The organism is Actinotalea subterranea (genome assembly GCF_008364845.1).
Taxonomy (GTDB): domain Bacteria; phylum Actinomycetota; class Actinomycetes; order Actinomycetales; family Cellulomonadaceae; genus Actinotalea; species Actinotalea subterranea.
Genome location: NZ_VTTP01000003.1, coordinates 222994 through 244373, shown reverse-complemented (window position 1 = coordinate 244373; position 21380 = coordinate 222994). Strand labels below are relative to the sequence as shown.

Genomic DNA, 21380 nt, shown 5'->3' with positions numbered 1-21380 from the left:
CACCGGTCGCACGTCCGGGCCGGGTTCTCCATCCGCCCGAGCAAGCCAAGCCAGCCGTCCAGCCCGTCAGCCAAGTCCGTCAGCCAAGCCAGCCGTCCAGCCAGTCGAGGAGAGACCGTGAGCGCCGTCCCGAGCGACCTGCAGTACACGACCGAGCACGAGTGGGTCACGTCCGGTGAGCCCGTGACCATCGGCATCACCGCCAACGCGGCCGACGCGCTCGGCGACGTCGTGTACCTCGAGCTCCCCGAGGTCGGCTCGCAGGTCACCGCAGGTGCGGTGTGCGGTGAGATCGAGTCGACCAAGTCGGTCTCGGAGATCTTCTCGCCGGTCACGGGCACCGTCGTCGAGACCAACGACGAGGCCGTCGCGGACCCGGGCCTCGTCAACCAGGACCCCTACGGGCGGGGCTGGCTGCTGCGCGTCGAGGTCGTCGCCGCGGGCCCCCTGCTGTCGGCGGACGAGTACGCGGCGCTGACAGCGAGCTGACCCCGAGCTCGCCGCGGGCCGGCCTAGGGGCGGTGTCGGGACGGCGTCGGGCCGGGCTACGGGCGACGTCGGGACGGCCTAGGGACGGCTGGCGAGTGGACCCCGCCGGCGGCCGACGGACCCTCTCCGACGGCCTCCGAGTGGTTGAGACTTGGTCCAGTTGTTACTCCGTTCGGGTGACTCCACACCACGATCGGATGACGCGACCGCCAGTGCTCTGACCTGCGCGAACGCTAACAAGCGTGCCCTCCTAGCGCCGTTGATCATGATCCGCAAGACGGGTCCGCGAGAACTGCGGGTGAAAACCGCGTCATCGCGGGTGAAGTCGTCGCTCTCTCCAGGTGTCACGCACGAGCGGTGCCCCCCGGGCACCGGCCCCCCTGGAGGTCATCATGACGATGGAACTGCAGCACACGGTCCCCACGCAGCACACGGTGGAGCCGCTGACCCGTCGCGAGCGCGTCATCCTGTCGAACCTCGACGAGACGACCACGCTCGAGGAGATCGCCTCCAAGCTCTTCGTCACGCGCAACACCGTCAAGTCGCAGGTGCGCAGCGTGTACCGCAAGCTCGGCGTCAACACCCGGGCCGACGCCGTCGCGTGCGCCCGCGAGTTCGGCCTGCGCTGACCTGGACCGATGCCTGATGGTCGCGCCGACGAGCGTGGCCACCAGGCCCGGGTAACCTCGGAGCACTGACGCTCCGTCACGGGGCCCTGGCCGAGGCAGGTGAGGCGTGGACCGTCCCGCCGGATCCCTCGCTGCCGACGAGCACTGGGCCCCCGACCACCTCGTCCTGGACCGCAGGGTCCTCACCTACGCCGGCCGGCTCTTCGTCGAGCAGGACGCCAACGGCGAGGTCATCGTGCACGCGCCCCTCGTGGGCATGGCGGCCGTCGAGCAGCGCTACCCGGCCTGGGCCCTCGGTCCCTTCGGCCGGATCGAGCCCGAGCAGGAGCTCCCGGAGGAGCCAGGCGTCTTCGCGCTCGTCACGCAGGGCGTCGTCAGCTACGTCGGGGCGTCCCGCGACCTCGCGCGGAGCTTCGGCCCGCGCAACGGCCTGGGCCACATCTCGCGCCGGGACTGCCAACGAGCGGGCAGCGAGGAGCGGTGCCGCCTCAACCGCCTCGTGACCGCCGAGGCGAAGGCCGGCCGCACCGTGGACGTGTACGTGCTCGTGACCCCGGCGGGCGGGCTCCTGTCCCGCCTGCTGCGCCGCGGCTCCGACGCCTCGGCCGACCAGGTCGCCGAGCAGCTCCGCGCGGCCGCCCACGGGCCCTGGCACCTGCCCACCTGACCGCTGCCGCCGTGGGGCCTGGAAGACTGACGCCATGGCGCACCCCGACCCCGTGATCGTCGTGGCCGCCGCGCTCGTCGACGCGCTCGACGCCCCCAGCAGCCTCCTCGCCGCCCGTCGCCGGCGGCCGACCAACCTGGCCGGCCGCTGGGAGTTCCCGGGCGGCAAGGTGGACCCGGGCGAGACAGTCGTGGACGCGCTGCACAGGGAGATCCGCGAGGAGCTGGGTGTGCGGATCGTCCTGGGCCGGGAGATCGAGCCGCCCGCGGGCGGTTCGTGGCCGATCTCCGCGCGTTACCGCCTGCGGCTCTGGGCGGCGACGATCAGTGACGGCGTCCCCGAGCCCCTGGTCGAGCACGACGAGCTGCGGTGGCTCGCCCCGCAGGACTGGCTGTCCGTGCCGTGGCTCGACGCCGACGTGCCGATCGTCGAGGAGCTCGCCCGGCAGGCGGCCGTCGTCGGGCTACGGTGAGCCATGGTCAAGGACCCGATCCGCAGGCACGGTGACACCGTCGGCGAGGAGGCCCTGCGCGCGCGCACGGGCCGCGGGCGCGAGGAGTGGTTCGCCGCCATGGACGCCGCGGGCGTGCGCGACCTCGGGCATCGCCGCATCGCCGCGTGGCTCGTCGAGGAGCACGGCGTCGACGGGTGGTGGGCTCAGTCCCTCACCGTCGGGTACGAGCAGAGCCGGGGTCTGCGGGTGCCCGGCCAGCGACCCGACGGCACGTTCGAGGCCGGCGTGAGCGCGACCCTCCCCGTGCCGGTCGACGCGGTGTTCGCATGCGTGGCCGAGCCGGAGCGCCGGGCCCGGTGGCTCGACGTCGAGCCTGAGGTCCGAGGCGCCACGCCGCACAAGACCGTGCGGTGGACGTGGCCAGACGGCACCCGCGTGCTCGCGACGGTCACCGAGCTGCCCGGCGGTCGCACCCGGGTGAGCCTCACCCAGAGCGGCCTGCCCGACGCCGACGCGCTCGCGCCGGCCAAGGAGTACTGGCGTGAGCGCATGGCGGCACTCAGGGAGCTTCTGACAGACCGCGCTTGAGCCCGACACCCGGCTCCCCGGTGACCGTGGGGCAGGTCGCGAGGTGGTCGTCGACGAGCCCGCACGCCTGCATGGCGGCGTAGGCCGTCGTCGGGCCGACGAAGCGGAAGCCCACCGCCTTGAGCGCCTTCGCCAGGGCGACCGCCTCGGGCGTGGACGCCGGCACGTCGGCGAACGTCACCGCCCGGGGGCTGCGTACGCGCTGCGCCGGTGCGTGGGACCACACGAGCTCGGTGAGCGTGCGGTCCGCCTCCCACAGGCCGACGACCGCGCGGGCGTTCCCGATCGCCGCGTCGATCTTCGCCCGGTTGCGCACGATCCCGGCGTCGGCCATCAGCCGTGCCACGTCGTCCTCGTCGAACCGCGCGACCGCCTCCGGGTCGAACCCCGCGAACGCGGAGCGGAACGCCTCGCGCTTGCGCAGGATCGTGATCCACGCGAGGCCCGACTGGAAGGCCTCGAGGCAGAACCGCTCGAGCAGCTCGGTCTCCCCCCGCACCGGCAGGCCCCACTCGGTGTCGTGATACGCCTCGTAGAGCGGGTCGCCGTCACCGAAGCAGCGCGCGGTCATGGGTCCTCCGGTCGTGGTTCCGTCTCGTCCGGGCGCCAGTCAATCAGCGGGCACCGTCACGGGGCCCGTCGTCCACAGCACCGGCCGACCGTCCGGTGCTGTCGCCGCGACGCCTCAGCTCCGCAACCGGTCCGCGAGATCGCACTCCTGCACTGAGATCGCCCATGCGCGAGTGCGATCTCGGTGCAGGAGTGCGACCTCGGCGGGGGTGGGGTCGTCCGGAGCGGCGGGCGACGGGCGGCTGATGCCCGGTACCGTCCTGGCAGGTCTCGGGTGCGGAGCGTCTCGGGTACGGAGGTCTCGGATGTGGAACCGACGGCGTGCTGCGCTCTCGAAGGGACTGGTGGCGCTCGCCGCCTCGGCCGGGATCGGGGCGTACCTGGTCCCGCAGGTGCTCTTGGTCTACGACCGCGAGTGGCCCGATCAGGGCGTGCGCCCGCTGATCATCATCGCCACGCAGGGCGGCGGGGTGGACTACTCCGTGGAGGTCCGGGCCAACGTCTCCACCTCGGGCGACCTCCGGTTCACCTTCTACCTCCGGTCCGACGACGCGTCGACGGCGCAGAAGGAACGCCCCCACGCGAACGTGCAGGTCGTGGCCATCGGCGACGGTGTCGAGACGGGCGTCCGGTGCGGTGCGGCATCCGGCCTCACCTCGGTGGACGTGGAGGCGCTCTCGCCCGGCCCTGCGCACGCGTACGCCATCGACCAGGTCGCGGCCCGGTGGTCTGCCACCAACTACCGGCCCGACTCGCCCACCGAGCCCTCGCAGGCGGGTGCTACGGCTCAGGCCGCGCCGCCGCCGTCACCTGCGCCCGGCGAGGGTGAGGCCCCGGCGCCGCCCGTGCCCGACGCCGCGCAGTACGCCGTCGAGATGTGGGGCTGGTACTCCGACGAACGCGCGTGGGACTCACGAAGCCTGAACGAGACCGGCCTCGTCTTCGTCGAGGAGTGCACCGTCGACGCGGCACTCATGTGGTCGAGCGCCTCGCCCGACGCGCCGATGAGCTCCCCGCAGGCCACGTTCTTCCCACCGCAGTTCAACCTGACCTCCATCGACGCCACCACGGATCACCAGACCGACCTGGGCGTGTGGATCCAGATGGACCGACCGCCGGGGGCGACCCTCGCGGAGAGCTACCCGACCCCGGCGACGGCTGCCGACGGGTGGTCGCTCTGGTACGACGTCCAGTGGAACGGCACGCTCGGCAGCACCGGGAACCTCGCGTACACGGATCAGCCGACGTGGCTCATGGTCAACCGGGACGCGGCCCGGGACGAGCAGTCGTGGCTCCTCTTCGGCGGCCTCGGGCTCGGGCTGTTCGTCACGCTCCTCGTCCGCGCGCTCAGCGACCTGGTCGACTCGACCGTGCCATCGGAGGTGACCCCGCAGCCCCCGGATCCAGGCGCCACGCCGGTGCGCTGATCCGGGCCGCGAGAGCGCACTTCCGCACCGAGATCGCACTCGCGCATGGCCGACCTCGGTGCAGAAGTGCGAGTTCGGCGGCGGTGGGCCGGCGGGCTGGGCTTAGGGTCTGGCCGGCGGGCTGGGCTTAGGGGGTGGCCGGCAGGGCGGCCCGGCAGGCTGGCCCGGGGAGCGGGGCGGTGGTGGCCCGGCGGCTGTCCGGGGGAGCGGGCCGGGGTGGGTCAGCGCCGGCGGACGACCAGGGTTGACGGGTCTGCCCGCGGGCCGGGGTGGCTGAGCTCGTCGTGCTCGGCCGGGACGGCGAGGAGGCCTGTGTGCACGGCCCCGAGGATGTCGCGCGGGGGCGTGGGCGCCGCGCTGCTCAGGGCGGCGCGGGCATGTGCGACCTCGGTGTCCCTGTCCGTCATGGCCGATAATGTACGGCTTCTGACGCCCCGATGAGACCGTCCTAAGGCCTATGCGGCGGCGTGTCGGTCAACCGGCGAGGACTGTGCGGATCCGCTTGGCCGAGACGGGATGGGCCGTGCCCATCTGCTGGGCGAACAGGCTGACCCTCAGCTCCTCGATCATCCAGCGGGCCTCGTCGAGGCGGGCGACGCGGGCCGCGTCCGGGGATGCGCTGCGCGCTGCCGCCGCGGCGTCGTCGTACGCGTCCTGGACCTCGGCGACCTGCCAGGCCAGCGCCTCGTCGCGGCGGGGGTCCTCGGCGGCCTTGACCAGCCGGTGCCGGGCGGCGCGCAGGTACCGGACCAGGTGCGGCATCCGGGCGGCGCCCGCCGTGGCTACGAAGCCGTCGTGGACGAGGGCCGCAGCCTGGTCACGCACATCAGCCGCGGTCGACAGCAGGGCCAGGCTCGTGGTCGCCCGCACCTGCGCATCGAGCTCGCGGGCCGCCGCCAGCACGGCGGCGACGTCCTTCGCGACGGCGTACGTGCGGTCCTCCAGGGCGTCCCGGACCGTGGCGCGCAGGGCGGCGTACGCCTCGGCGTCCAGGACCGAGCGCGTGCCGCCCCCACCCGTGCGCTCGTCCGCGATCGCGTCGAGAGCCGCGCGCTCGAGGTCCGCGACCAGCGCGTCCGTCGACCGGTACGGGCTCGCCGCGAGCGTCAAGGACTCCGTGGTCGTCCAGCGCGTCGTGATCCGTGCCGTCGCGAGCCCCGTCTCCGTGAGCAGCAGCTCGCGGACGGCCGGGCCGTGGTGCGTCGCCTGCTCGGCGGCGGTCGCGAGCAGACGCAGGTCGACGGGGCGGGCGCCACGGGTCGCCGCCGCGCCGTCGCGGACCACGAGCGACGGGTACGCGTGGACGGTCATGCCGGCGGCCGACGTCGTGAGCACCTCGGGCAGCCGTCCCCCGGGGAGCCCGTCCGGCCAGGTCGTCAGGTCCGTGCGCTCGAGGTCGGTGGGGACGGCGGCGTCGCGGGAGCCACCGCCCGGGTGAGGCGCCCCACCCTGCGCCGACTGCCGTGCGCCTGACGCCGCGCCGCTCCCGGCGGAGGCCGAGGGGTGCGTGCCGGCTGCCACCCGTCCGGCGCGTGCCGTGCCGGCGCCCGCGCCCGCAGCCGGTGCGGTCGCTGCCTCGCCGCCCGCGCCCACGCTCGTGCCGGACGCGCCCGCGGACTCCCGCGCCGCGTCGCGCATCGCGTCGCGCACGGCCGAGCGCACCGCCGACCGCACGGCCTCCTCGGACCGCGGGGCGAGCCGACGCTGCAGGGTGAGCAGGTCGGAGGCCTCGTCGAGCGCGATCGTCGACCGCCCGCGCTCCTCGACGACACGGAACCGGATCCGCAGGTGCGCGGGCAGCCTGCTCGCGTCCCACGCGTCGTCGGGCACCTCGACGTCGCGCAGGGCACGCACCGCCCGGCCGAGGGTCTGCGTGAACGAGGGCGCCATGTCCGCGGCGCGCACCGTGTCCTCCCACGACGGCTGCGTGTCGCGCATCCACGCGACGATCGACCGCGCGACGTCCGGCGCCGGCACCAGGTTGACGCGGATCGGCTTGGGCAGGGCGCGGATCAGCGCGACCGTGAGCTCCTCGTGCAGGCCCGGGACGAGCCAGTCGAAGCCCTCGGGCCGCACGCGTGGCAGCACGGACACCGGGATGTGCACGGTCACGCCGTCGGCCTCGGTACCGGGCTCGAACTGGTAGGTCAGGGGCAGCCGCAGGTCGGCCTGCGGCCACACCGAGGGGAGCTCCGCCTCGTCCACCGCGGCGTTATCGGCCACGAGCATGTCGAAGGAGAACGTCAGCAGGTCCGGCTGCTCGCGGCGGGCCGTCTTCCACCACGTGTCGAAGTGCCGCGCGGAGACGACGTCCGGGGGCACGCGCTCGTCGTAGAAGGCGAACAGCGCGTCGTCGTCCACCACGAGGCCGCGCCGCCGGGCCCGGTGCTCGAGCTCCTCGGCGTCGGCCAGGAGCCGGCGGTTGTCGTGGAAGAACCCGTGGTGCGTGGTCCACTCGCCGTCGACGAGCGCGTGCCGGATGAAGAGCTCGCGCGCGTGCTCGGCGTCGACCGTCCCGTACAGGACGCGGCGCTGCGCGACGATCGGCACCCCGTACAGCAGGACCTTCTCGAACGCGGTCGCGGCACCCTGCTTGGTGGACCACGCGGGCTCGGAGTAGGTCCGTCGCACGAGGTGGGGTGCGAGCTCCTCGGCCCACTCGGGTGTGATGCGTGCGACGTCGCGGGCCCACAGGCGCGACGTCTCGACGAGCTCGCCCGCCATGATCCAGGCGGGCGGCTTCTTGGACAGGGGCGACCCCGGGAAGATCGCGAACCGGGCGCCGCGGGCCCCGAGGTACTCGTTGCGCGACGCCGGCCGCGCAGGCCTGCCGCCCTTGGTGGTCGCGGGCCGCGCGGGGCCGCCCGCCCGCACCTCCGTGGCCTCCTGCATGCCGAGGTGGCTGAGCAGACCGGACAGGAGCGACTGGTGGATGCGGTCCGCGTCCCAGGCCAGGCGGTGGTCCACGGCGTCCGCGGAGCCCTCGCGCACCTGCGCCTCGGCGGCGGCCTCCTCGGCGGTCAGCGCGCGGGCACCCGGGGCGGAGCGGCGCACCGTCCCCGTCGCGGGCCCCGTCGAGACGGTGGCGCGCGCCGACGGGGGCCGCACGGTGATGCCCAGGGGCTTCGCCATCTCCTTGAGCTGGCTCACGACGTCCTGCCACTCGCGCAGCCGCAGGTAGTTCAGGTGCTCGGCCCGGCACATGCGCCGGAACGCGCTCCCCGAGAGCTCGCGCTGCTGATCCCGCACGTAGTGCCACAGGTTCAGGTACGTGAGGAAGTCCGACGTCGGGTCCGCGAAGCGTGCGTGCGCCTGGTCCGCCTGCGGGCGCTGCTCCGCGGGTCGCTCGCGCGGGTCCTGGATCGACAGGGCCGCCGCGATGATCATGACCTCGCGTGCGACGTCGCGCCGACCGCCCTCGACGATCATGCGCGCGAGACGGGGGTCCATGGGCAGCAGGGCCAGGGATCGCCCGACGTCGGTCAGGCGCGTGCCCTCGCCCGCGCGGGTGTCCAGGGCGCCGAGCTCGGTGAGGAGCTGGACGCCGTCGCGGATCGCCCGCACGTCCGGCGGCTCGACGAACGGGAACCGCGCGACGTCGTCGGGCGACGCGGCGACCCCCACGGCGATCATCTGCAGGATCACCGAGGCGAGCGAGGTCCGCAGGATCTCCGGCTCCGTGAACTCCGGCCGTGCGGCGAAGTCGGTCTCCGAGTACAGGCGGATCGCGATGCCGTCGGCGACGCGGCCGCACCGGCCCGAGCGCTGGTTGGCGCTGGCCTGCGAGATCGGCTCGATCGGCAGCCGCTGGACCTTGGTCGTCTTGGAGAAGCGCGAGATGCGCGCGGTCCCCGGGTCGACGACGTACCGCACGCCCGGCACGGTCAGCGACGTCTCCGCGACGTTGGTCGCGAGCACCACGCGCCGCGTCTGGTGGGGCTCGAACACGCGGTGCTGCTCCGCGGACGACAGCCGCGAGTACAGCGGCACGATCTCGACCGACGACGGCGTGCGCGGCGTCGCCGGGCCGAGCACACGCGGGCCGAGGTGCCCGCGCAGGGCGTCCTCCGCGTCCCGGATCTCGCGCTCGCCCGAGAGGAACACGAGGATGTCCCCGGGTCCCTCGACGCACAGCTCGTCGACGGCCTCGCAGATCGCCGTCATGAGGTCGCGGTCCTCGCCACGCGCGGCCTTGCCGGTGCCGGCCGCGTTGGCCCTGCTTGCCGGTCCGCCTCTGCCTGCGGGTCCGCCCCTGCCTGCGGGTCCGCCCCTACCTGCCGGACCGCCGCGCCCGGACGGGCCCGTGGCCGAGGCCGTCGCCCGCCCCGCCGAGCCGCGCCCGGCCGCGGACGTCGTCGTCCGGCCCCGCGCACCCGCGACCTTCGCACGCGAGGAGGACGCGGCGCCGTCGACGTCCTCGTCCAGGTCGTCGTCCCCGGCGCCCGAGAGGGACCCCGCGTCGTCGCGGTCGGGGGACAGGGGCCGGTAGCGGATCTCCACCGGGTACGTGCGGCCGGTGACCTCGATGACCGGGGCGGGGACGCCGTCGGGTGCCTCAGCGGTCGGCGGGCCTGCGAAGTGCCGGGCGAACCGCTCCGAGTCGATGGTCGCGGACGTGATGACGACCTTCAGGTCCGGCCGCTGCGGCAGGAGCCTCGTGAGGTACCCGAGGATGAAGTCGATGTTGAGCGAGCGCTCGTGGGCCTCGTCGATGATCAGCGTGTCGTACGCGAGGAGCTGCGGGTCGCGCTGGATCTGGGCGAGCAGGATGCCGTCGGTCATGACCTTGACCAGCGTCTCCTGCGACGACTGGTCGGTGAACCGCACCTGGTAGCCGACGATGGAGCCCAGGGCCCCCGACGCCCCGGTGATCTCCTCGCTGATGCGCTCCGCGACGGTCCGTGCCGCGATCCGGCGCGGCTGCGTGTGGCCGATCTGCCCGTCGCGCCCCCGGCCGAGGTCCAGCAGGATCTTCGGGAGCTGGGTCGTCTTCCCCGAGCCCGTCTCGCCCGCGACGATCACGACCTGGTGGTCACGGATCGCCGCCGCGATGTCGTCGCGGCGCGCGGAGACCGGCAGCTGCTCGGGGTACGTGATGGGTGGCACGACGACGGCGCGGCGTGCGTCCGCGCGTCGGACCCGGTGGTTCTCGTCCCGGCCGGTCGCTCCGCGGCGCCGGGCCTGGTCCGTGGCGCCGCGTCGCTCGTCCCGACGCCTGGGGCGCCGCGCATCGTCCGTGGTGCGGGCCGGCGTCTCGGGTGCCCGGTCGAGGCGCTGCGGCGGCTGGTCGGGACCCTGCGGTGCGTGGTCGGTGCCCCGCGGTGCGAGGCCGGTGCCCTGGGGTGCCTGGTCGGATCCCTGCGGCGCGCGGGCCGGGCGGCCCTTGCCGCGGCGACGGTTGCGCGAGCCCGACCGGCCCCGGCTCTCGGCCGGCGTCGGCTGCCCCTCGTGCGGCCCGTCACTCACAACGCACCATTGTCCTCGACGCCGGGGTCGCCTCGCGCGCTGATTCCCGGAGCCCGGGCCGGTAGGCGCGCCCGGGGCGGCTGTGGGTGGGTCCACGCCCGGGGCCGCGTGGGCGCGCGGGGATCCTCGGCCGGTCGGGCGGTCAGGCAGGCAGGTGCTGGGTGAGCCAGGCCAGCGCGCGGTCGGCGACGTGATCGGTGTGCTCGATGAGTGAGTGGTCGGCGCCGAGGACCACCTGGAGCTCCGACCCGGGCGGCAGGTGCGGCATGCCGACGCGGGAGCGGGTCAGGAGCGCGTGCTCCTCGCCGTCGACCAGCCGTCCCCCGTGGATCAGCAGGACGGGGCACGCGACGGCGCCGAGCAGCGCGGCCTGGTCGACGTCGGAGAACGCCTCGAGCGTGCGCCGCGCGATCACGTTGTGCTCACGCGGGCCGGGTCCGTCGTCGACCACAGTCGTCCGGCCGTCGCGCGCGAGCTCGTCGAGCTGCTGCGCGGAGAGGATGTGGTCCCACGGGTGGTGGATGGGCCCCGCGACCGCGCCCGTGAGGACCATGGCCTCGACGTGCGGCGACGGGCACCGCAGCGCGACGAGCGCGCCGAGGCTGTGCCCGTGGAGCACCTGGCGCGGGTAGCCGGCGTCGGCCAGGAACTCGCTCGCCGCGCTCAGGTCCTCGACCTCGTGCTCGACGAGCACCACGTCGTCGTCGGACGCGCCGCAGCCGGAGAAGTCGATCGTGAGGGTGGCGAAGCCGTGTGCGCGGTAGCGGGCGGCGAGCAGGTCCGCGCGGCCGCGGGAGGACCGCTCGGCGAGGAAGCCGTGCGCGAAGAGCACCGCCGCGCCGCTCGGGGTCGCCGGGTGCTGCGCGGCGGGCGGCTCGAACGTCCCCGCGAGCCGCACGCCACGCGGCGTCGTGATGCTCACCTCGGGCATGCGCACACGGTAGGCGCCGCGGATGTCGGCCGTGTGAACGGCCGCGCCGGGGTGACCTCGCGGGCCCGGGCCGGGTAGCGACGCGGTCGGGCGCGCTAGGTGGCGCGCCAGGTGGCCGGACGGTGCGCGTGGATGCGATCGGCGAGGTGGTCGGCGGTGGTGCGGGCCTCTCGTCGGCGACGGGTCCAGTCGTCCGGGACGTGGCCGGTGTAGGCCAGGCGCGCCACCGACAGGGTCGAGCGGTACGGCTCCTTGAGGGTCGGCTCGACGAGCTCCGCGGCGCGATCCTTGGGGACGATCTGGTCGGTCTCGAGGGTCACCACCATCCGGGCCAGGGTCAGGAGCACGTTGCGCTCGTCGCCCACGAGGTCGTCCAGGAGCGCCGCGAGGCTGTCGTGGACGGCACGGTGCAGGTCCGTGGTGGGAACCGGTGCCAAGAGGTCCCGGGGGTGCGCACCGGAGAGGCAGGTGGCGTGCTGCCGGGCGCCCGTGATCAGCACGGCGAGGTCCGGACTGGTGTGCCGCTGGGGCAGCGCACCGGTGTTGAGCTCGTCGCGGAGCCACTCGCCGTAGAGGAAGTCGCAGACCGGCGGGTACGCCCAGGGGACGACGTCGTCCCGGACCACCACCGTCACCTCGAGCGGCCGCGTCGGCCCGACGGTCGCCTGCCCGCCCGAGGTCTGGAGGAGGTGGGTGAGGAGACCCTGACGCTCGGGCTGCGCCAGGGAGCGTCGGGTCGTGATCAGCACGTCGATGTCGCTGTCGGGACGCAGGCCTCCGACGACCGACGACCCGACCAGGCAGACGCCGAGGACCCCGCCCGGGTCCGTCCGGCTCACGTGGTCGTGCAGGCGCGCGATGACGGGCTCCACGCCGATCACCGTCCGCGCGTCGAGCGTGCCCGTCAACGGCATTCTCGGGTGCGCGTCCGCGCCCCCCGCGCCGCCCCGCGCCGGCTCGCGCCGCGACGGGCGGCGCGTGCCTGACGGGACCAAGGGCCCTGGAACGTGCGGGTGTGCCGCCGGACGGTGGAGGTGACAGCGAGAACCAGGCGGGTGCACCCCGGGCTGGGTGGCTTCTTCGTACCCGTCCTCGCGGGGAAGGAGAACGGCCATGACCGGAACCGTCGTCGTCGGCGTCGAGGGCAGGCCCTCGAGCGACGATGCCTTGATCTGGGCGGCCCACGCCGCCAAGGAGCGCGGCTGGACGCTGGAGATGGTCCACGCCACCGGCTTCCCCACGATCGCGCTCGACGTCATCTACGACGACGCGATCCAGCAGGGCGCCATGGCCCTCCTCGAGAAGGAGGCCGCGCGCGTCCGCGAGGCGGTGCCGGGCGTCGAGCCGCGCCTCCGCGTCGACCGGTACACGGCCGCCCACGCGCTCGTGGAGCGCTCGGCCGAGGTGTCGATGGTCGTCGTCGGCTCGCACCGGCTCACGATGACCGAGCGCGTGTTCTCCGGCTCGCTGAGCTACCAGATCGCCGCCGCGGCCCACTGCCCGGTCGCGATCGTCCCGATGATGCCGCAGGCCGAGGCCCGTGGCGTGGTCGTCGGCGCGGACGGGTCGCAGGACTCCCTGGAGGCCATCGCGCTCGCCGCGGCCGAGGCGGACCGCACCGGTCAGGAGCTCCACGTGGTGCACGCGTGGCAGGAGCCGGCCATGTACATGGCCGCCGACTACTTCCCCAGCGGCATCGGTGAGGAGATGGTCGAGGCGGAGCGCGTGATCCTCGGCGAGTCCGTCGCGGGCCTCGCGGACATGTACCCGGACCTCGTGGTCCACCGCGAGCTCGTCAACGACGCCCCGGCGACGGCGCTGCTCGCGGCTGCGGCGGGTGCGCGGCTGCTCGTCGTCGGGAGCCGGGGCCGTCAGGGTGTCGCGCGGGCGCTGCTCGGCTCGGTGAGCCACACCGTGGTGCTGCACGCGCCGTGCCCCGTGCTCGTGGCACGGATCCGCAAGCACGCGCACTGAGGCGTCAGGCGTCGGGTCCGGTCGCGCGGGCCCGACGCCTGCGGACCGGTCTGGTCGACGCTCTCGCCCGTGATCGACGGGTCGCGCTGTCGAGCACGGCAGGGTGCGTCGACCTCGCCTGTCCCGGCGCACGTGCGCCGCGCGCCGCGCACGTGCTGCACGCGCCGCGCGGGTGTGAGGATGGCTGCGTGAGCGAGCAGCAGCCGGCGCCCGACGGCGCGAGCGAGGGTGAGCAGCGGGCGGTTGCCGCCCTCGACGCGACGGGCCTGCGCTATCGGCTCGTGCGGCACGGCCGGGTCTCGAGCCTCGAGGAGGCCGCCGCCGCCCGCCGGGTCCGCCCCGAGCAGGTGATCAAGACGATCGTCGTGCGGCGGGCCGAGGACGACTTCCTCTTCGTGCTCGTGCCCGGCGGCCGGGTGATCTCGTGGCCCAAGCTGCGCGCGCTCCTCGGCGTCTCACGCATGTCCTTGCCCGACGCGGCGACGGCGCTCGCGGTCACCGGTTACGAGCGCGGGACGATCACACCGTTCGGGTCGACGCGTGCCTGGCCCGTCGTCGCCGATGCGCGCGTCGCCGGCCGGGCGGTCTCGATCGGCGCGGGGGCGCACGGCGTGGCCGCGACCCTCGACGGCAGCCAGATGGTGCTCGCCCTCGGCGCGACCGTCGCGGACGTGACGGATGCCGAGCCGACGTCGGGCTGAGCCGACGCGTTCACCGGCCGCTCGCAACCCTTCCCCAGAGCGTTCACCGCACCGTCCCGTGACCGCCTCCCGAGACCGCGAGGATCGAGGGGAACCGACGGCGTCGGTGGGGCGTCCTACCCTTCGGAGGCCCTGGTCGACGTGGCGGCACCGGATCGCTCCGGAGCTCGCGCCGAGCGGGCACCGGCCGGCCTTCCCGCCGGTCAGCAGTCCGGACGGGGCGCCCCGCGGCCCGTCTTCTCCAGACGATGAGGAACCGATGATCGACCTGACCGACACCGACACGACTCCCGGCAACCTCGGCGGAGGGCTGGCACTCGTGACCGACGGCGGGGACGAGTCCCTCGTGCGCATGTGGGGTGACGTCGACGCGACGCTGCGCGACCAGGCCAGCGAGGTGATGAGCGCGGTCATCCAGCGCGGGGACCGGGTGGTCGTCGACGCGTCGGAGGTCGAGTTCATCGACTCCTCGGGCCTCGCGTTCATCCTCCAGCTCGTCAACGTCAGCGACGAGGCCGGCCGCCCGGTCGTGCTGCGCGACCCCCCTGCGCTGGTGCTCGAGATGTTCGACATGCTCGGCCTGTCGGAGCACGTCCCGCTCGACTTCTCCCGCGGTGACGAGACGGGTGCGGCTGAGACGGCGCTGGAGGCCGCGCGGCGCTGACCCCTACCGGGGTGCGCGTTCGCCGAGCCAGGGCGCGAGGACGTCGGGCCGGTCGAGCCAGTCGCCGAGTCCGCGGCGGGCCTCGGCGTCGGTGAGCAGGATGTCGTCGAACGCGGCGCGCAGGGCCTCGCGGTGCGGTCCGACGCCGGTCATGACGAGCCTCGTGAACGGCGCACGGCGGCCCCAGGACTCGAGCTCCCCGATGCTGAGCTGACCTCCGGCGCCGTCCCACGCACAGGCCGAGTCGGGTCGGTTCGCGACCCAGAACACGCCGCGCCCGCGGACGTCGGGCAGCCCGAGCCGGCTGACGTGCTCGACGAGCCGCTCGGGGTGGAAGGGCCTGTCGGACGCGAGCTCGAGGCTCCACACGCCGCTCGCGCCGGGCGTCGTGGCGGCGCGGGCACGCAGCGGGTCGAGCCTGCGCCGGCCCGCGTCGGCGTGGTGCGTCCCGGCCAGGAGTGCACGGAGGTCGAGGTCGTGGAGCCCGTCGACGCGACGGCCGTCGGGCGCGCGCAGGTGCTCCACGAGGTCGGACGCGACGCCGCTGAGGTCGCCCGCCGTGACGAGCACGTCGACGTGCCCGACCTGCGCCGCGACGGCCTCACCGACCGATCGGCGGTCGTCCGCGGTCAGGGCGAGGCCGCGCTCGGCGAGCAGGTCGTCGCCCAGCAGGTCGTCGGCGAAGGTCTCGAGGTCGACGGCGCCGATGACGGATGCGAGGCGCACCCGGCTGAGCTCCCCGCCGCGCTGCATGGCCCGCTCGAGCGCGAGCGCCACGGGCAGGGACTCTCCCGAGACGGGCAGCGCGAGGGCGAGCGAGGACCATCGGCCGTCGTCGGCCAGTGCGCGGAGCGTCGGGAGGGCGTCCTCGCGGACCGCGCAGCTCAGGCATGCGTGCTCGAGGGGCACCTCGACGTCCTCGATCACGCCACCCGCGTCCATGACGACCCGGCGGAGGTGGCCTCCGGCGGCGTCGTCGACGATGTCGTGCCGCACGAGGACGGTGGACGGGGAGTCGGTGAGGAGGCCGAAGACCATCGAGTCCCGGACCACGGGGTCGATCGTCGCGAGGAGCAGCAGGGGGAGGCGGTGGGCCATCGGGCGTCCTTTCACACGGGTCGCACGGGGTGGGAGCGCCCACCCTAACGCCTTGACCGGAATGATTCTCATTACTAGTTTCATCCGACGTGCCACCACGCGCACACCCCCGTCGGAAGGCCCCTCGATGTCCGCCAGATGCCAGGTCCTCGGCACCACGCCGGGCTTCGGCCACGCGATCTCCCACTCGCACGTCCGCACCAAGCGACGGTTCGACCCGAACGTCCAGCGCAAGCGCTACTGGGTCCCGAGCCTCGGCCGGCACGTGCGCCTCACCGTCAGCGCCCGCGGTATCCGGACCATCGACCGGCGCGGCATCGACGTGGTCGTCGCCGAGATCCTGCGCCGCGGGGAGAAGGTCTGATGGCGGCCCGGCGCCAGGACCTGCGCCCGGTCATCAAGCTCCGGTCCACGGCGGGCACCGGGTTCACGTACGTGACCCGGAAGAACCGCCGCAACGACCCCGAGCGGCTCGTGCTGCGCAAGTACGACCCCGTCGTGCGGCACCGCGTCGACTTCCGCGAGGAGCGCTGATGGCCAAGAAGAGCAAGATCGCCCGCAACGAGCAGCGCGCCCAGGTGGTCGCCCGGTACGCCGAGCGGCGCCGCGAGCTCAAGGCCGCGTCGGTCGACCCGCACGCGAGCGCCGCTGAGCGGGCCGTCGCGATGGCCGCGCTGCACGCCCTCCCGCGCGACGCGAGCCCCACCCGTCTGCGCAACCGCGACGTGGCCGACGGCCGCCCGCGCGGGTACCTGCGGACGTTCGGCCTGTCACGCATCCGGTTCCGGCAGATGGCCCACCGTGGCGAGCTGCCCGGCGTCACCAAGTCCAGCTGGTAGGAGGAGCAGCACATGAAGAAGGGCATCCACCCCGACTACCACCCCGTGGTGTTCCGGGACCCGTCGGCCGGCACCGCGTTCCTGACCCGGTCGACCATGACGTCGGCCGTGACCGTCGCGTGGGAGGACGGCCGCACGTACCCCGTCGTCGACGTCGACGTGTCGAGCGCGTCCCACCCGTTCTACACGGGCCGCACGCGCGTGCTCGACACCGCCGGCCGCGTCGAGAAGTTCCGACGCCGGTACGGCCTGACCGACGACGCCGCACGTGAGGGCCGCTGAGGCTCCCGGCCGCCGGCCATCGACCCCACGCACCCGACCGACCCCCAGGAGACACCCATGGCACTGAACCGTTCCGACGTCGTCGCAGGCATCGCCGAGCACGCGGGCCTGACCAAGGCCCAGGCGGACGCCGCGCTCGCCGGCCTCCAGCACGTCCTCGAGGCGGCCCTGCGCGGCGACACCCCCGTGCGCATCGCCGGCCTTCTCGCCGTCGAGCGCAGCCACCGGGCCGCCCGCGTCGGCCGGAACCCGCGCACCGGCGAGGCCCTCGACATCCCGGCGGGGACGAGCGCCAAGATCACCGCAGGGTCGGCGCTCAAGGAAGCGGCGAAGGCGTGAGCCGGCGGAGCCGCCCGGCCTGAGGCTTGACTACCGGACCGGGCTCTCGTTGAGCCAGGGCTTGGCGATCGTCCCCGCCGTCTGAGGCGCGGAGGCGCGCGAGTCGTCGCGCTCGACGTCGAGGAGGTCGCCCGGGCGGCAGTCGAGCGCGTCGCAGATGGCAGTGAGGGTCGAGAAGCGGATCGCCCGGGCCCGGCCGTTCTTCAAGACCGACAGGTTCGCGACCGTGACGCCGGTCAGGGCGGCGAGCTGCACGAGGGTCAAGCCCCGTGCCTCCAGCAGCTCCCCGAGGTGGCTGACGACGCGGTGGGGGCTCTTGTCGCCGTCGTCGGTCATACCAAGCCCTCGGTGTCGGCCGTGATCCGGGTGCCCGCCCTGGTGGCTCCGGCGAGCGCTGCGAGCAGCAGTGCGGGCAGGGCGGGCCACCACGCGATGCGCAGGTCGAACACGAGCCATCCTGCTGGCATGGCGAACTGCTCGAACGGGCCGCTCTCGGTGTACCGGGGTGCCGCTTCGATGAGGTCGATGATGGTCGGGGCCGCCAGCGCTGGCCCGGCTGTTCCGGCGACCCACCCCAGGACGATCAGCGCGGCTGCGGCCGCGAGGCGTCGGTCGTTGCCGGGCCGGAAGAGCTGCCCGGCCGCCGTGCTGCGCAGCACAGGGATGAGGACGAGGACGACCGCACCGGCTGCCATCAGGGCGGTCCACTGGGGGGCGGCCGACAGCAGCGCGGGGAGGGGCCCGACGTCGTTGATGCCGGCGCTCATACCCCCGAGGTACCCGACGGGGAGCGGCTCGCCGCCGGGCCACTCGTCCGCCGTCACTGCCGGGGCGCATCCGGCGCTCCCGTCCTCTGGCCAGCCCTCGACGCAGGGCACGACATGGCTCGAGATCGCGGCTTCAAGGCCGTCGAGTCGTACCGGGACGTCGCCGCCGGTCTGTCCTTGGACGGCGAGGGCGGCGTAGAAGACGCCGGCGACAATGGCCAGCCACGCGGCCACGGTCATGACGCCGACCGTGATCGCCGATCGCATGCTCTGCCGGGTGACCATCTGGTCCAGCTCGGTGCTCATCGCGCCCCCATCTCGATAGTCGATCTGCTGTCGCCAAACGTATCGGTAATCGAGATGGCTTGGTGAGGGTTCTGCGCTCCCGTTCTCGCCGGCGCTCCGGCTCAGCCCGGCGACGTCGGCCCTGTCTCGCCCGCCGGGCGCGCGTCCTCTGGCGTGTAGGCGAACACCTCGTCGAGCGGACGGCCGAGGGTGTGGGCGATCCGGAACGCGGTCTCGAGGGTCGGCGAGTACCTGCCCTGCTCGATCGCGATGATCGTCTGACGGGTCACGCCGACCCGGGACGCCAGGCGGGCCTGGCTCATGTCGCCGGCCTCGGCGCGCAGCACGCGGATCCGGTTGGTCACCCGCGTGGGTTTGGGGGTCATGAGGTCAGCCGCGCGCGTACAGGCCGAGGCGGATCAGCGCGTTCGCGAGGCCTGCCAGCAGGTATGCGGCGAGGAGCGATGTCACGAACCACACCGGCGCAGCGCCGGAGAGCCCCAGGACGAGCGGGATCACGGCGAGGCCCATGAACACGTGCATCGTGATCGCGTCGGCACGCCGACCCAGCTCCCGGTCGCGCTCGTCGGCGAAGTCGTCGCCGGGAGACGTGCTGCGCCGCACCCAGGTGCGGATCGCGATGAAGAGCAGGTTGATCGCGATAGCGACCGTGCCCACCTCCGGGCCGAAGCGGATGTCCTCGGGTGCGGTGTGGGAGAGCTGGGTGCCGAGCCAGAGCCCGAGGCCGAGCAGGAGGAGGACTGCCGCGGCGACCTCGACCCACTGGCTCCTCTGCGCGAGCGACACGGCGCACCTCCGATGTCTGGAATCTTTGACATCGCTAGCGTCGCGCGAACCGGCCCGGTGTGTCAAACATCTTCGACATCTCGTGCCGGCATCGTGGCCGTGCCGGGGCACACCCCCGGACGCACGACGGCGCCGACCCCCGCAGGGACCGGCGCCGTCGGCGCGTCACACCAGGCTCAGCCGAGCGTCTCCGGCAGGGTCGCCGGGCCCTGGGCCAGCACGTGCTCACCCAGGAAGCCGAGCACGACCTGGTACCAGACCTTGGCGTGCTGGGGCGTGAGCACCCAGTGGTTCTCGTCCGGGAAGTACAGGAACCGGTGCGGCGTCCTGCCGTCCTCGTCGGCCGGGAGCTGCGAGGCCGAGAGCAGGTCGTACCAGAGCCGCAGGCCCTCGCCGACGGGCACCCGGTAGTCCTTGTCCCCGTGCACCACGAGCATCGGGGTGCGGATGTTCCCCACGTTGCGGTGCGGGGAGTTGGCGTCGGCCATCTCGCGCGTCATCTCACGGGCCCAGTAGTAGGCGCCGTCCGTCGTCGGGCCGAACTGGTCCAGGGCCCACAGGCTCGCGTGCGTGACGATCGCCGAGAAGCGGTCCGTCTGGCCCGCGACCCAGTTGGCCATGTAGCCGCCGAACGAGCCGCCCATCGCGGCCGTGCGCGTCTCGTCGACGTCGTCGCGCGCGATCGTCGCGTCGGTGATCGCCATGAGGTCCGTGTAGGGCTCGGCGCCCCAACGGCCCCAGCCGCGCTGCACGAAGTCCTGGCCGTACCCGGTCGAGAGCGCCGGGTCCGGGAGCAGCACCGCGTAGCCCTGGGCGACCATCAGCCACGGGTTCCAGCGCCACGACCAGCTGTTCCACGAGCCGAGCGGGCCGCCGTGGATCCACAGGAGCAGCGGCGCCGGGCTCTCGGGACCCGAGCCGTCGGGCAGCGCGAGCCAGCCGCGCACCTCGGTCGCCTCGTCGCCCTCGCCGACGGTCGTGCGGACCTCGGTCAGCGTGCCCGGCAGGGTGGGCGGCGGCGCCGGCGCACGCAGCACCGTGACGGTCCCCGGCATGCGGTTCTCGTCCGCGACCAGGTGGATCCGCACCGGGTGCGCGGGCGCCAGATAGGAGGCGCGCAGCGCGTAGACGACGCTCGCGTCCGGCGCGACCTGCAGGTCCGAGTACGCGTAGTCGTCCTTCGTGAGCTGCTCGACCGTGTCGGCCTCGAGGTCGATCGCGAACACCGGGGCGCGCCCGTCCTGGTCCGCCGTGACGAGCAGCGCCGAGCCGTCAGGCAGCCACTGGTGGCACGTCGTCCAGCGGTCCCAGTGCGCGACGAGCTGACGCGGGCCCTCGTCGGGCGCGTCGAGCGAGAGCAGGTGCAGCGTGCGACGCGTCGCCGTCGTGGGGTCGGAGATCGAGTCCCGGACGAACGCGACCGCGCGACCGTCGGGCGAGATGACGGGCGAGCCGACGTCCGCCTGCGCGTCGTCGACGAGGACCGTGCGACGGCCCGAGTCGAGGTCGATGCGCACCAGGATCGTGCGCAGGTCGCCGCGCGCCTGCGAGACCTGCCACGTCGAGACCACGAACGTCCCGTCGGGGCTGAAGTCGTACTCCGCCTCGCGCAGCGCGTGGCCGGGACGGGGCGTGAGGTCCGTGACCTTGAGGTGCTCGATGCTCAGGCTCGCGACCTCGACCGCGCGCGCGACGTCGTCGTTCGCCGAGAAGTGCCAGCCGAGCAGGTGCGGGGCGTCGGGGCCCAGGTCGTGGTCCCAGTGCCGCACGGGGTACCCGTCGTGCAGGATCGCGCTGACCTTCTTGTCCTTGCGCAGCGCGCGCAGACGCTCGTCGTCCGCGCTGCTCGCGGCCGTCGGCAGCATGTCGGTCGCGAACACGACCGCGGGAGACGAGCGGGCCGTGCGGACGTCGCGCACCCCGCCCGGGCTCGTCGCGACGATGCGTGCCTCGCCACCACCCGCGGGAAGGACCCACAGGGCCGGCTTGTCGAGCGGCTTGTCCGAGTTCTCGGGAGCGTCCGCGTTGGGGCGCGACGACGTGAACAGCAGGTCCCCGTCGGGCGTGAAGGCCGCACCGGACTCACCCTGGGCGCTGCGCGTCAGGCGGCGGGCAGGCTTCGCCCGCGTCGGGTAGACCTCCCACAGGGCCGTGTGCACCTTCGTCGCGTCGTGGTTGACCGTCGACACCTGCGTCACGAGGCGCGAGCCGTCCGGCGACAGCACCAGGCCGGACATCCGCGGCAGCGCCACGTACTCGTCCAGGTCGTGGAACGGCGTGGTCAGGGCGAAGGAGTCGGACTCCACGGAGTCGGTGTCCTGGACGAGGCGGAGCCCGGGACCGGTCTCGTGGGTCGGCGGCATCTGGTCCTCCTGTGGCGGTGGCGCGTGGCCACCAGGTCTG

At 73.9% G+C, this 21380-nt stretch carries 25 protein-coding genes; 14 read left to right on the top strand and 11 right to left on the bottom strand.

Annotated features, from left to right (window positions below; genetic code table 11):
* Positions 1–117: 117 nt before the first annotated feature.
* The 5 genes from gcvH (at position 118) to FZ988_RS06965 (ending at position 2827) form a co-directional block, all read left to right on the top strand.
* The gene (gene gcvH / locus FZ988_RS06985) at positions 118–489 is read left to right on the top strand and encodes a glycine cleavage system protein GcvH (protein ID WP_149203296.1); all 372 of its coding nucleotides are present in this window, start codon (positions 118–120) and stop codon (positions 487–489) included.
* A 398-nt stretch (positions 490–887) separates the two neighbouring features.
* Positions 888–1118 (top strand): LuxR C-terminal-related transcriptional regulator, encoded by a 231-nt coding sequence (locus tag FZ988_RS06980; protein WP_149203612.1) that lies wholly within the window; start codon positions 888–890, stop codon positions 1116–1118.
* A gap of 106 nt (positions 1119–1224) precedes the next feature.
* Positions 1225–1785 (top strand): GIY-YIG nuclease family protein, encoded by a 561-nt coding sequence (locus FZ988_RS06975; RefSeq protein ID WP_149203295.1) that lies wholly within the window; start codon positions 1225–1227, stop codon positions 1783–1785.
* Positions 1786–1819: 34 nt separating this feature from the next.
* Entirely contained in the window at positions 1820–2257 is a 438-nt protein-coding gene (locus FZ988_RS06970) for a (deoxy)nucleoside triphosphate pyrophosphohydrolase (RefSeq protein WP_149203294.1), read from the top strand.
* Between the two features lie 3 nt (positions 2258–2260).
* Positions 2261–2827 (top strand): DUF4287 domain-containing protein, encoded by a 567-nt coding sequence (locus FZ988_RS06965; RefSeq protein ID WP_149203293.1) that lies wholly within the window; start codon positions 2261–2263, stop codon positions 2825–2827.
* Here FZ988_RS06965 and FZ988_RS06960 read toward each other — a convergent pair.
* Entirely contained in the window at positions 2799–3398 is a 600-nt protein-coding gene (locus FZ988_RS06960; RefSeq protein ID WP_149203292.1) for a DNA-3-methyladenine glycosylase I, read from the bottom strand. The two genes, FZ988_RS06965 and FZ988_RS06960, sit on opposite strands and share 29 nt — an antisense overlap.
* Before the next feature lie 304 nt (positions 3399–3702).
* On the opposite strand from FZ988_RS06960, the gene FZ988_RS06955 reads away from it, so the two are divergent.
* The gene (locus FZ988_RS06955; RefSeq protein WP_149203291.1) at positions 3703–4824 is read left to right on the top strand and encodes a hypothetical protein; all 1122 of its coding nucleotides are present in this window, start codon (positions 3703–3705) and stop codon (positions 4822–4824) included.
* A gap of 221 nt (positions 4825–5045) precedes the next feature.
* Here FZ988_RS06955 and FZ988_RS06950 read toward each other — a convergent pair whose 3' ends face one another.
* The 4 genes from FZ988_RS06950 to FZ988_RS06935 all read right to left on the bottom strand — a co-directional run bounded on the left by FZ988_RS06950 (position 5046) and on the right by FZ988_RS06935 (position 12129).
* The gene (locus FZ988_RS06950) at positions 5046–5231 is read right to left on the bottom strand and encodes a hypothetical protein (RefSeq protein WP_149203290.1); all 186 of its coding nucleotides are present in this window, start codon (positions 5229–5231) and stop codon (positions 5046–5048) included.
* A gap of 67 nt (positions 5232–5298) precedes the next feature.
* The gene (locus tag FZ988_RS06945; RefSeq protein WP_149203611.1) at positions 5299–9930 is read right to left on the bottom strand and encodes a DUF3418 domain-containing protein; all 4632 of its coding nucleotides are present in this window, start codon (positions 9928–9930) and stop codon (positions 5299–5301) included.
* Positions 9931–10432: 502 nt separating this feature from the next.
* Complete coding sequence (locus FZ988_RS06940; RefSeq protein WP_149203289.1) at positions 10433–11221, bottom strand: alpha/beta hydrolase; 789 nt, start codon at positions 11219–11221, stop codon at positions 10433–10435.
* 95 nt (positions 11222–11316) lie between these two features.
* On the bottom strand, positions 11317–12129 hold the full coding sequence (locus FZ988_RS06935) for an aminoglycoside adenylyltransferase family protein (RefSeq protein ID WP_188079013.1): 813 nt from the start codon (positions 12127–12129) through the stop codon (positions 11317–11319).
* A 205-nt stretch (positions 12130–12334) separates the two neighbouring features.
* Here FZ988_RS06935 and FZ988_RS06930 point away from each other — a divergent pair, with 205 nt between their 5' ends.
* The 3 genes from FZ988_RS06930 to FZ988_RS18465 all read left to right on the top strand — a co-directional run bounded on the left by FZ988_RS06930 (position 12335) and on the right by FZ988_RS18465 (position 14560).
* Complete coding sequence (locus FZ988_RS06930) at positions 12335–13195, top strand: universal stress protein (RefSeq protein WP_149203287.1); 861 nt, start codon at positions 12335–12337, stop codon at positions 13193–13195.
* A 188-nt stretch (positions 13196–13383) separates the two neighbouring features.
* Positions 13384–13896 (top strand): aminoacyl-tRNA deacylase, encoded by a 513-nt coding sequence (locus FZ988_RS06925; protein WP_149203286.1) that lies wholly within the window; start codon positions 13384–13386, stop codon positions 13894–13896.
* 259 nt (positions 13897–14155) lie between these two features.
* A complete protein-coding gene (locus FZ988_RS18465) occupies positions 14156–14560 on the top strand; it encodes an STAS domain-containing protein (protein WP_188079012.1) in 405 nt (134 codons plus the stop codon).
* A 3-nt stretch (positions 14561–14563) separates the two neighbouring features.
* On the opposite strand, the gene FZ988_RS06915 is transcribed toward FZ988_RS18465, so the two are convergent.
* Positions 14564–15658 carry a CobW family GTP-binding protein gene (locus tag FZ988_RS06915; protein WP_149203284.1) on the bottom strand — a complete coding sequence of 365 codons (1095 nt, stop codon included), beginning with the start codon at positions 15656–15658 and terminating at the stop codon, positions 14564–14566.
* Between the two features lie 127 nt (positions 15659–15785).
* On the opposite strand from FZ988_RS06915, the gene rpmB reads away from it, so the two are divergent.
* From rpmB to FZ988_RS06890, 5 genes are read left to right on the top strand one after another with little or no spacing between them, the layout of a single operon-like run.
* Entirely contained in the window at positions 15786–16022 is a 237-nt protein-coding gene (gene rpmB, locus FZ988_RS06910; protein WP_149203283.1) for a 50S ribosomal protein L28, read from the top strand.
* Positions 16022–16192 (top strand): 50S ribosomal protein L33, encoded by a 171-nt coding sequence (gene rpmG / locus FZ988_RS06905; protein WP_149203282.1) that lies wholly within the window; start codon positions 16022–16024, stop codon positions 16190–16192. The genes rpmB and rpmG overlap by 1 nt, the downstream gene beginning before the upstream one ends.
* Positions 16192–16497, top strand: a complete 306-nt coding sequence (rpsN, locus tag FZ988_RS06900; protein ID WP_149203281.1) for a 30S ribosomal protein S14 — start codon at positions 16192–16194, stop codon at positions 16495–16497. The genes rpmG and rpsN overlap by 1 nt, the downstream gene beginning before the upstream one ends.
* A 12-nt stretch (positions 16498–16509) precedes the next feature.
* Positions 16510–16779 carry a type B 50S ribosomal protein L31 gene (locus FZ988_RS06895; protein ID WP_149203280.1) on the top strand — a complete coding sequence of 90 codons (270 nt, stop codon included), beginning with the start codon at positions 16510–16512 and terminating at the stop codon, positions 16777–16779.
* Between the two features lie 57 nt (positions 16780–16836).
* On the top strand, positions 16837–17118 hold the full coding sequence (locus tag FZ988_RS06890) for an HU family DNA-binding protein (protein ID WP_149203279.1): 282 nt from the start codon (positions 16837–16839) through the stop codon (positions 17116–17118).
* A 30-nt stretch (positions 17119–17148) separates the two neighbouring features.
* Here FZ988_RS06890 and FZ988_RS06885 read toward each other — a convergent pair whose 3' ends face one another.
* The 5 genes from FZ988_RS06885 to FZ988_RS06865 all read right to left on the bottom strand — a co-directional run bounded on the left by FZ988_RS06885 (position 17149) and on the right by FZ988_RS06865 (position 21340).
* Positions 17149–17454, bottom strand: a complete 306-nt coding sequence (locus tag FZ988_RS06885) for a helix-turn-helix domain-containing protein (protein ID WP_149203278.1) — start codon at positions 17452–17454, stop codon at positions 17149–17151.
* Complete coding sequence (locus FZ988_RS06880) at positions 17451–18191, bottom strand: hypothetical protein (protein WP_149203277.1); 741 nt, start codon at positions 18189–18191, stop codon at positions 17451–17453. The genes FZ988_RS06885 and FZ988_RS06880 overlap by 4 nt, the downstream gene beginning before the upstream one ends.
* A gap of 101 nt (positions 18192–18292) precedes the next feature.
* Positions 18293–18556, bottom strand: coding sequence for a helix-turn-helix transcriptional regulator (locus tag FZ988_RS06875; RefSeq protein WP_149203276.1), 264 nt, complete (start codon positions 18554–18556; stop codon positions 18293–18295).
* Between the two features lie 4 nt (positions 18557–18560).
* Complete coding sequence (locus tag FZ988_RS06870) at positions 18561–18977, bottom strand: hypothetical protein (protein ID WP_149203275.1); 417 nt, start codon at positions 18975–18977, stop codon at positions 18561–18563.
* 176 nt (positions 18978–19153) lie between these two features.
* Entirely contained in the window at positions 19154–21340 is a 2187-nt protein-coding gene (locus tag FZ988_RS06865) for a S9 family peptidase (RefSeq protein ID WP_149203274.1), read from the bottom strand.
* Positions 21341–21380: the final 40 nt, after the last annotated feature.

Excerpts from the sequence above, each read along its gene's own strand:
- FZ988_RS06980 (WP_149203612.1), top strand. The coding sequence starts at position 888 with ATGGAACTGCAGCACACGGTCCCCACGCAGCACACGGTGGAGCCGCTG.
- FZ988_RS06970 (WP_149203294.1), top strand. The coding sequence starts at position 1,820 with ATGGCGCACCCCGACCCCGTGATCGTCGTGGCCGCCGCGCTCGTCGAC.
- FZ988_RS06965 (WP_149203293.1), top strand. The coding sequence starts at position 2,261 with ATGGTCAAGGACCCGATCCGCAGGCACGGTGACACCGTCGGCGAGGAG.
- FZ988_RS06960 (WP_149203292.1), bottom strand. The coding sequence starts at position 3,398 with ATGACCGCGCGCTGCTTCGGTGACGGCGACCCGCTCTACGAGGCGTAT.
- FZ988_RS06955 (WP_149203291.1), top strand. The coding sequence starts at position 3,703 with ATGTGGAACCGACGGCGTGCTGCGCTCTCGAAGGGACTGGTGGCGCTC.
- FZ988_RS06950 (WP_149203290.1), bottom strand. The coding sequence starts at position 5,231 with ATGACGGACAGGGACACCGAGGTCGCACATGCCCGCGCCGCCCTGAGC.
- FZ988_RS06940 (WP_149203289.1), bottom strand. The coding sequence starts at position 11,221 with ATGCCCGAGGTGAGCATCACGACGCCGCGTGGCGTGCGGCTCGCGGGG.
- FZ988_RS06930 (WP_149203287.1), top strand. The coding sequence starts at position 12,335 with ATGACCGGAACCGTCGTCGTCGGCGTCGAGGGCAGGCCCTCGAGCGAC.
- FZ988_RS18465 (WP_188079012.1), top strand. The coding sequence starts at position 14,156 with ATGATCGACCTGACCGACACCGACACGACTCCCGGCAACCTCGGCGGA.
- FZ988_RS06915 (WP_149203284.1), bottom strand. The coding sequence starts at position 15,658 with ATGGCCCACCGCCTCCCCCTGCTGCTCCTCGCGACGATCGACCCCGTG.
- rpmB (WP_149203283.1), top strand. The coding sequence starts at position 15,786 with ATGTCCGCCAGATGCCAGGTCCTCGGCACCACGCCGGGCTTCGGCCAC.
- rpmG (WP_149203282.1), top strand. The coding sequence starts at position 16,022 with ATGGCGGCCCGGCGCCAGGACCTGCGCCCGGTCATCAAGCTCCGGTCC.
- rpsN (WP_149203281.1), top strand. The coding sequence starts at position 16,192 with ATGGCCAAGAAGAGCAAGATCGCCCGCAACGAGCAGCGCGCCCAGGTG.
- FZ988_RS06895 (WP_149203280.1), top strand. The coding sequence starts at position 16,510 with ATGAAGAAGGGCATCCACCCCGACTACCACCCCGTGGTGTTCCGGGAC.
- FZ988_RS06890 (WP_149203279.1), top strand. The coding sequence starts at position 16,837 with ATGGCACTGAACCGTTCCGACGTCGTCGCAGGCATCGCCGAGCACGCG.
- FZ988_RS06885 (WP_149203278.1), bottom strand. The coding sequence starts at position 17,454 with ATGACCGACGACGGCGACAAGAGCCCCCACCGCGTCGTCAGCCACCTC.
- FZ988_RS06880 (WP_149203277.1), bottom strand. The coding sequence starts at position 18,191 with ATGAGCACCGAGCTGGACCAGATGGTCACCCGGCAGAGCATGCGATCG.
- FZ988_RS06875 (WP_149203276.1), bottom strand. The coding sequence starts at position 18,556 with ATGACCCCCAAACCCACGCGGGTGACCAACCGGATCCGCGTGCTGCGC.
- FZ988_RS06865 (WP_149203274.1), bottom strand. The coding sequence starts at position 21,340 with ATGCCGCCGACCCACGAGACCGGTCCCGGGCTCCGCCTCGTCCAGGAC.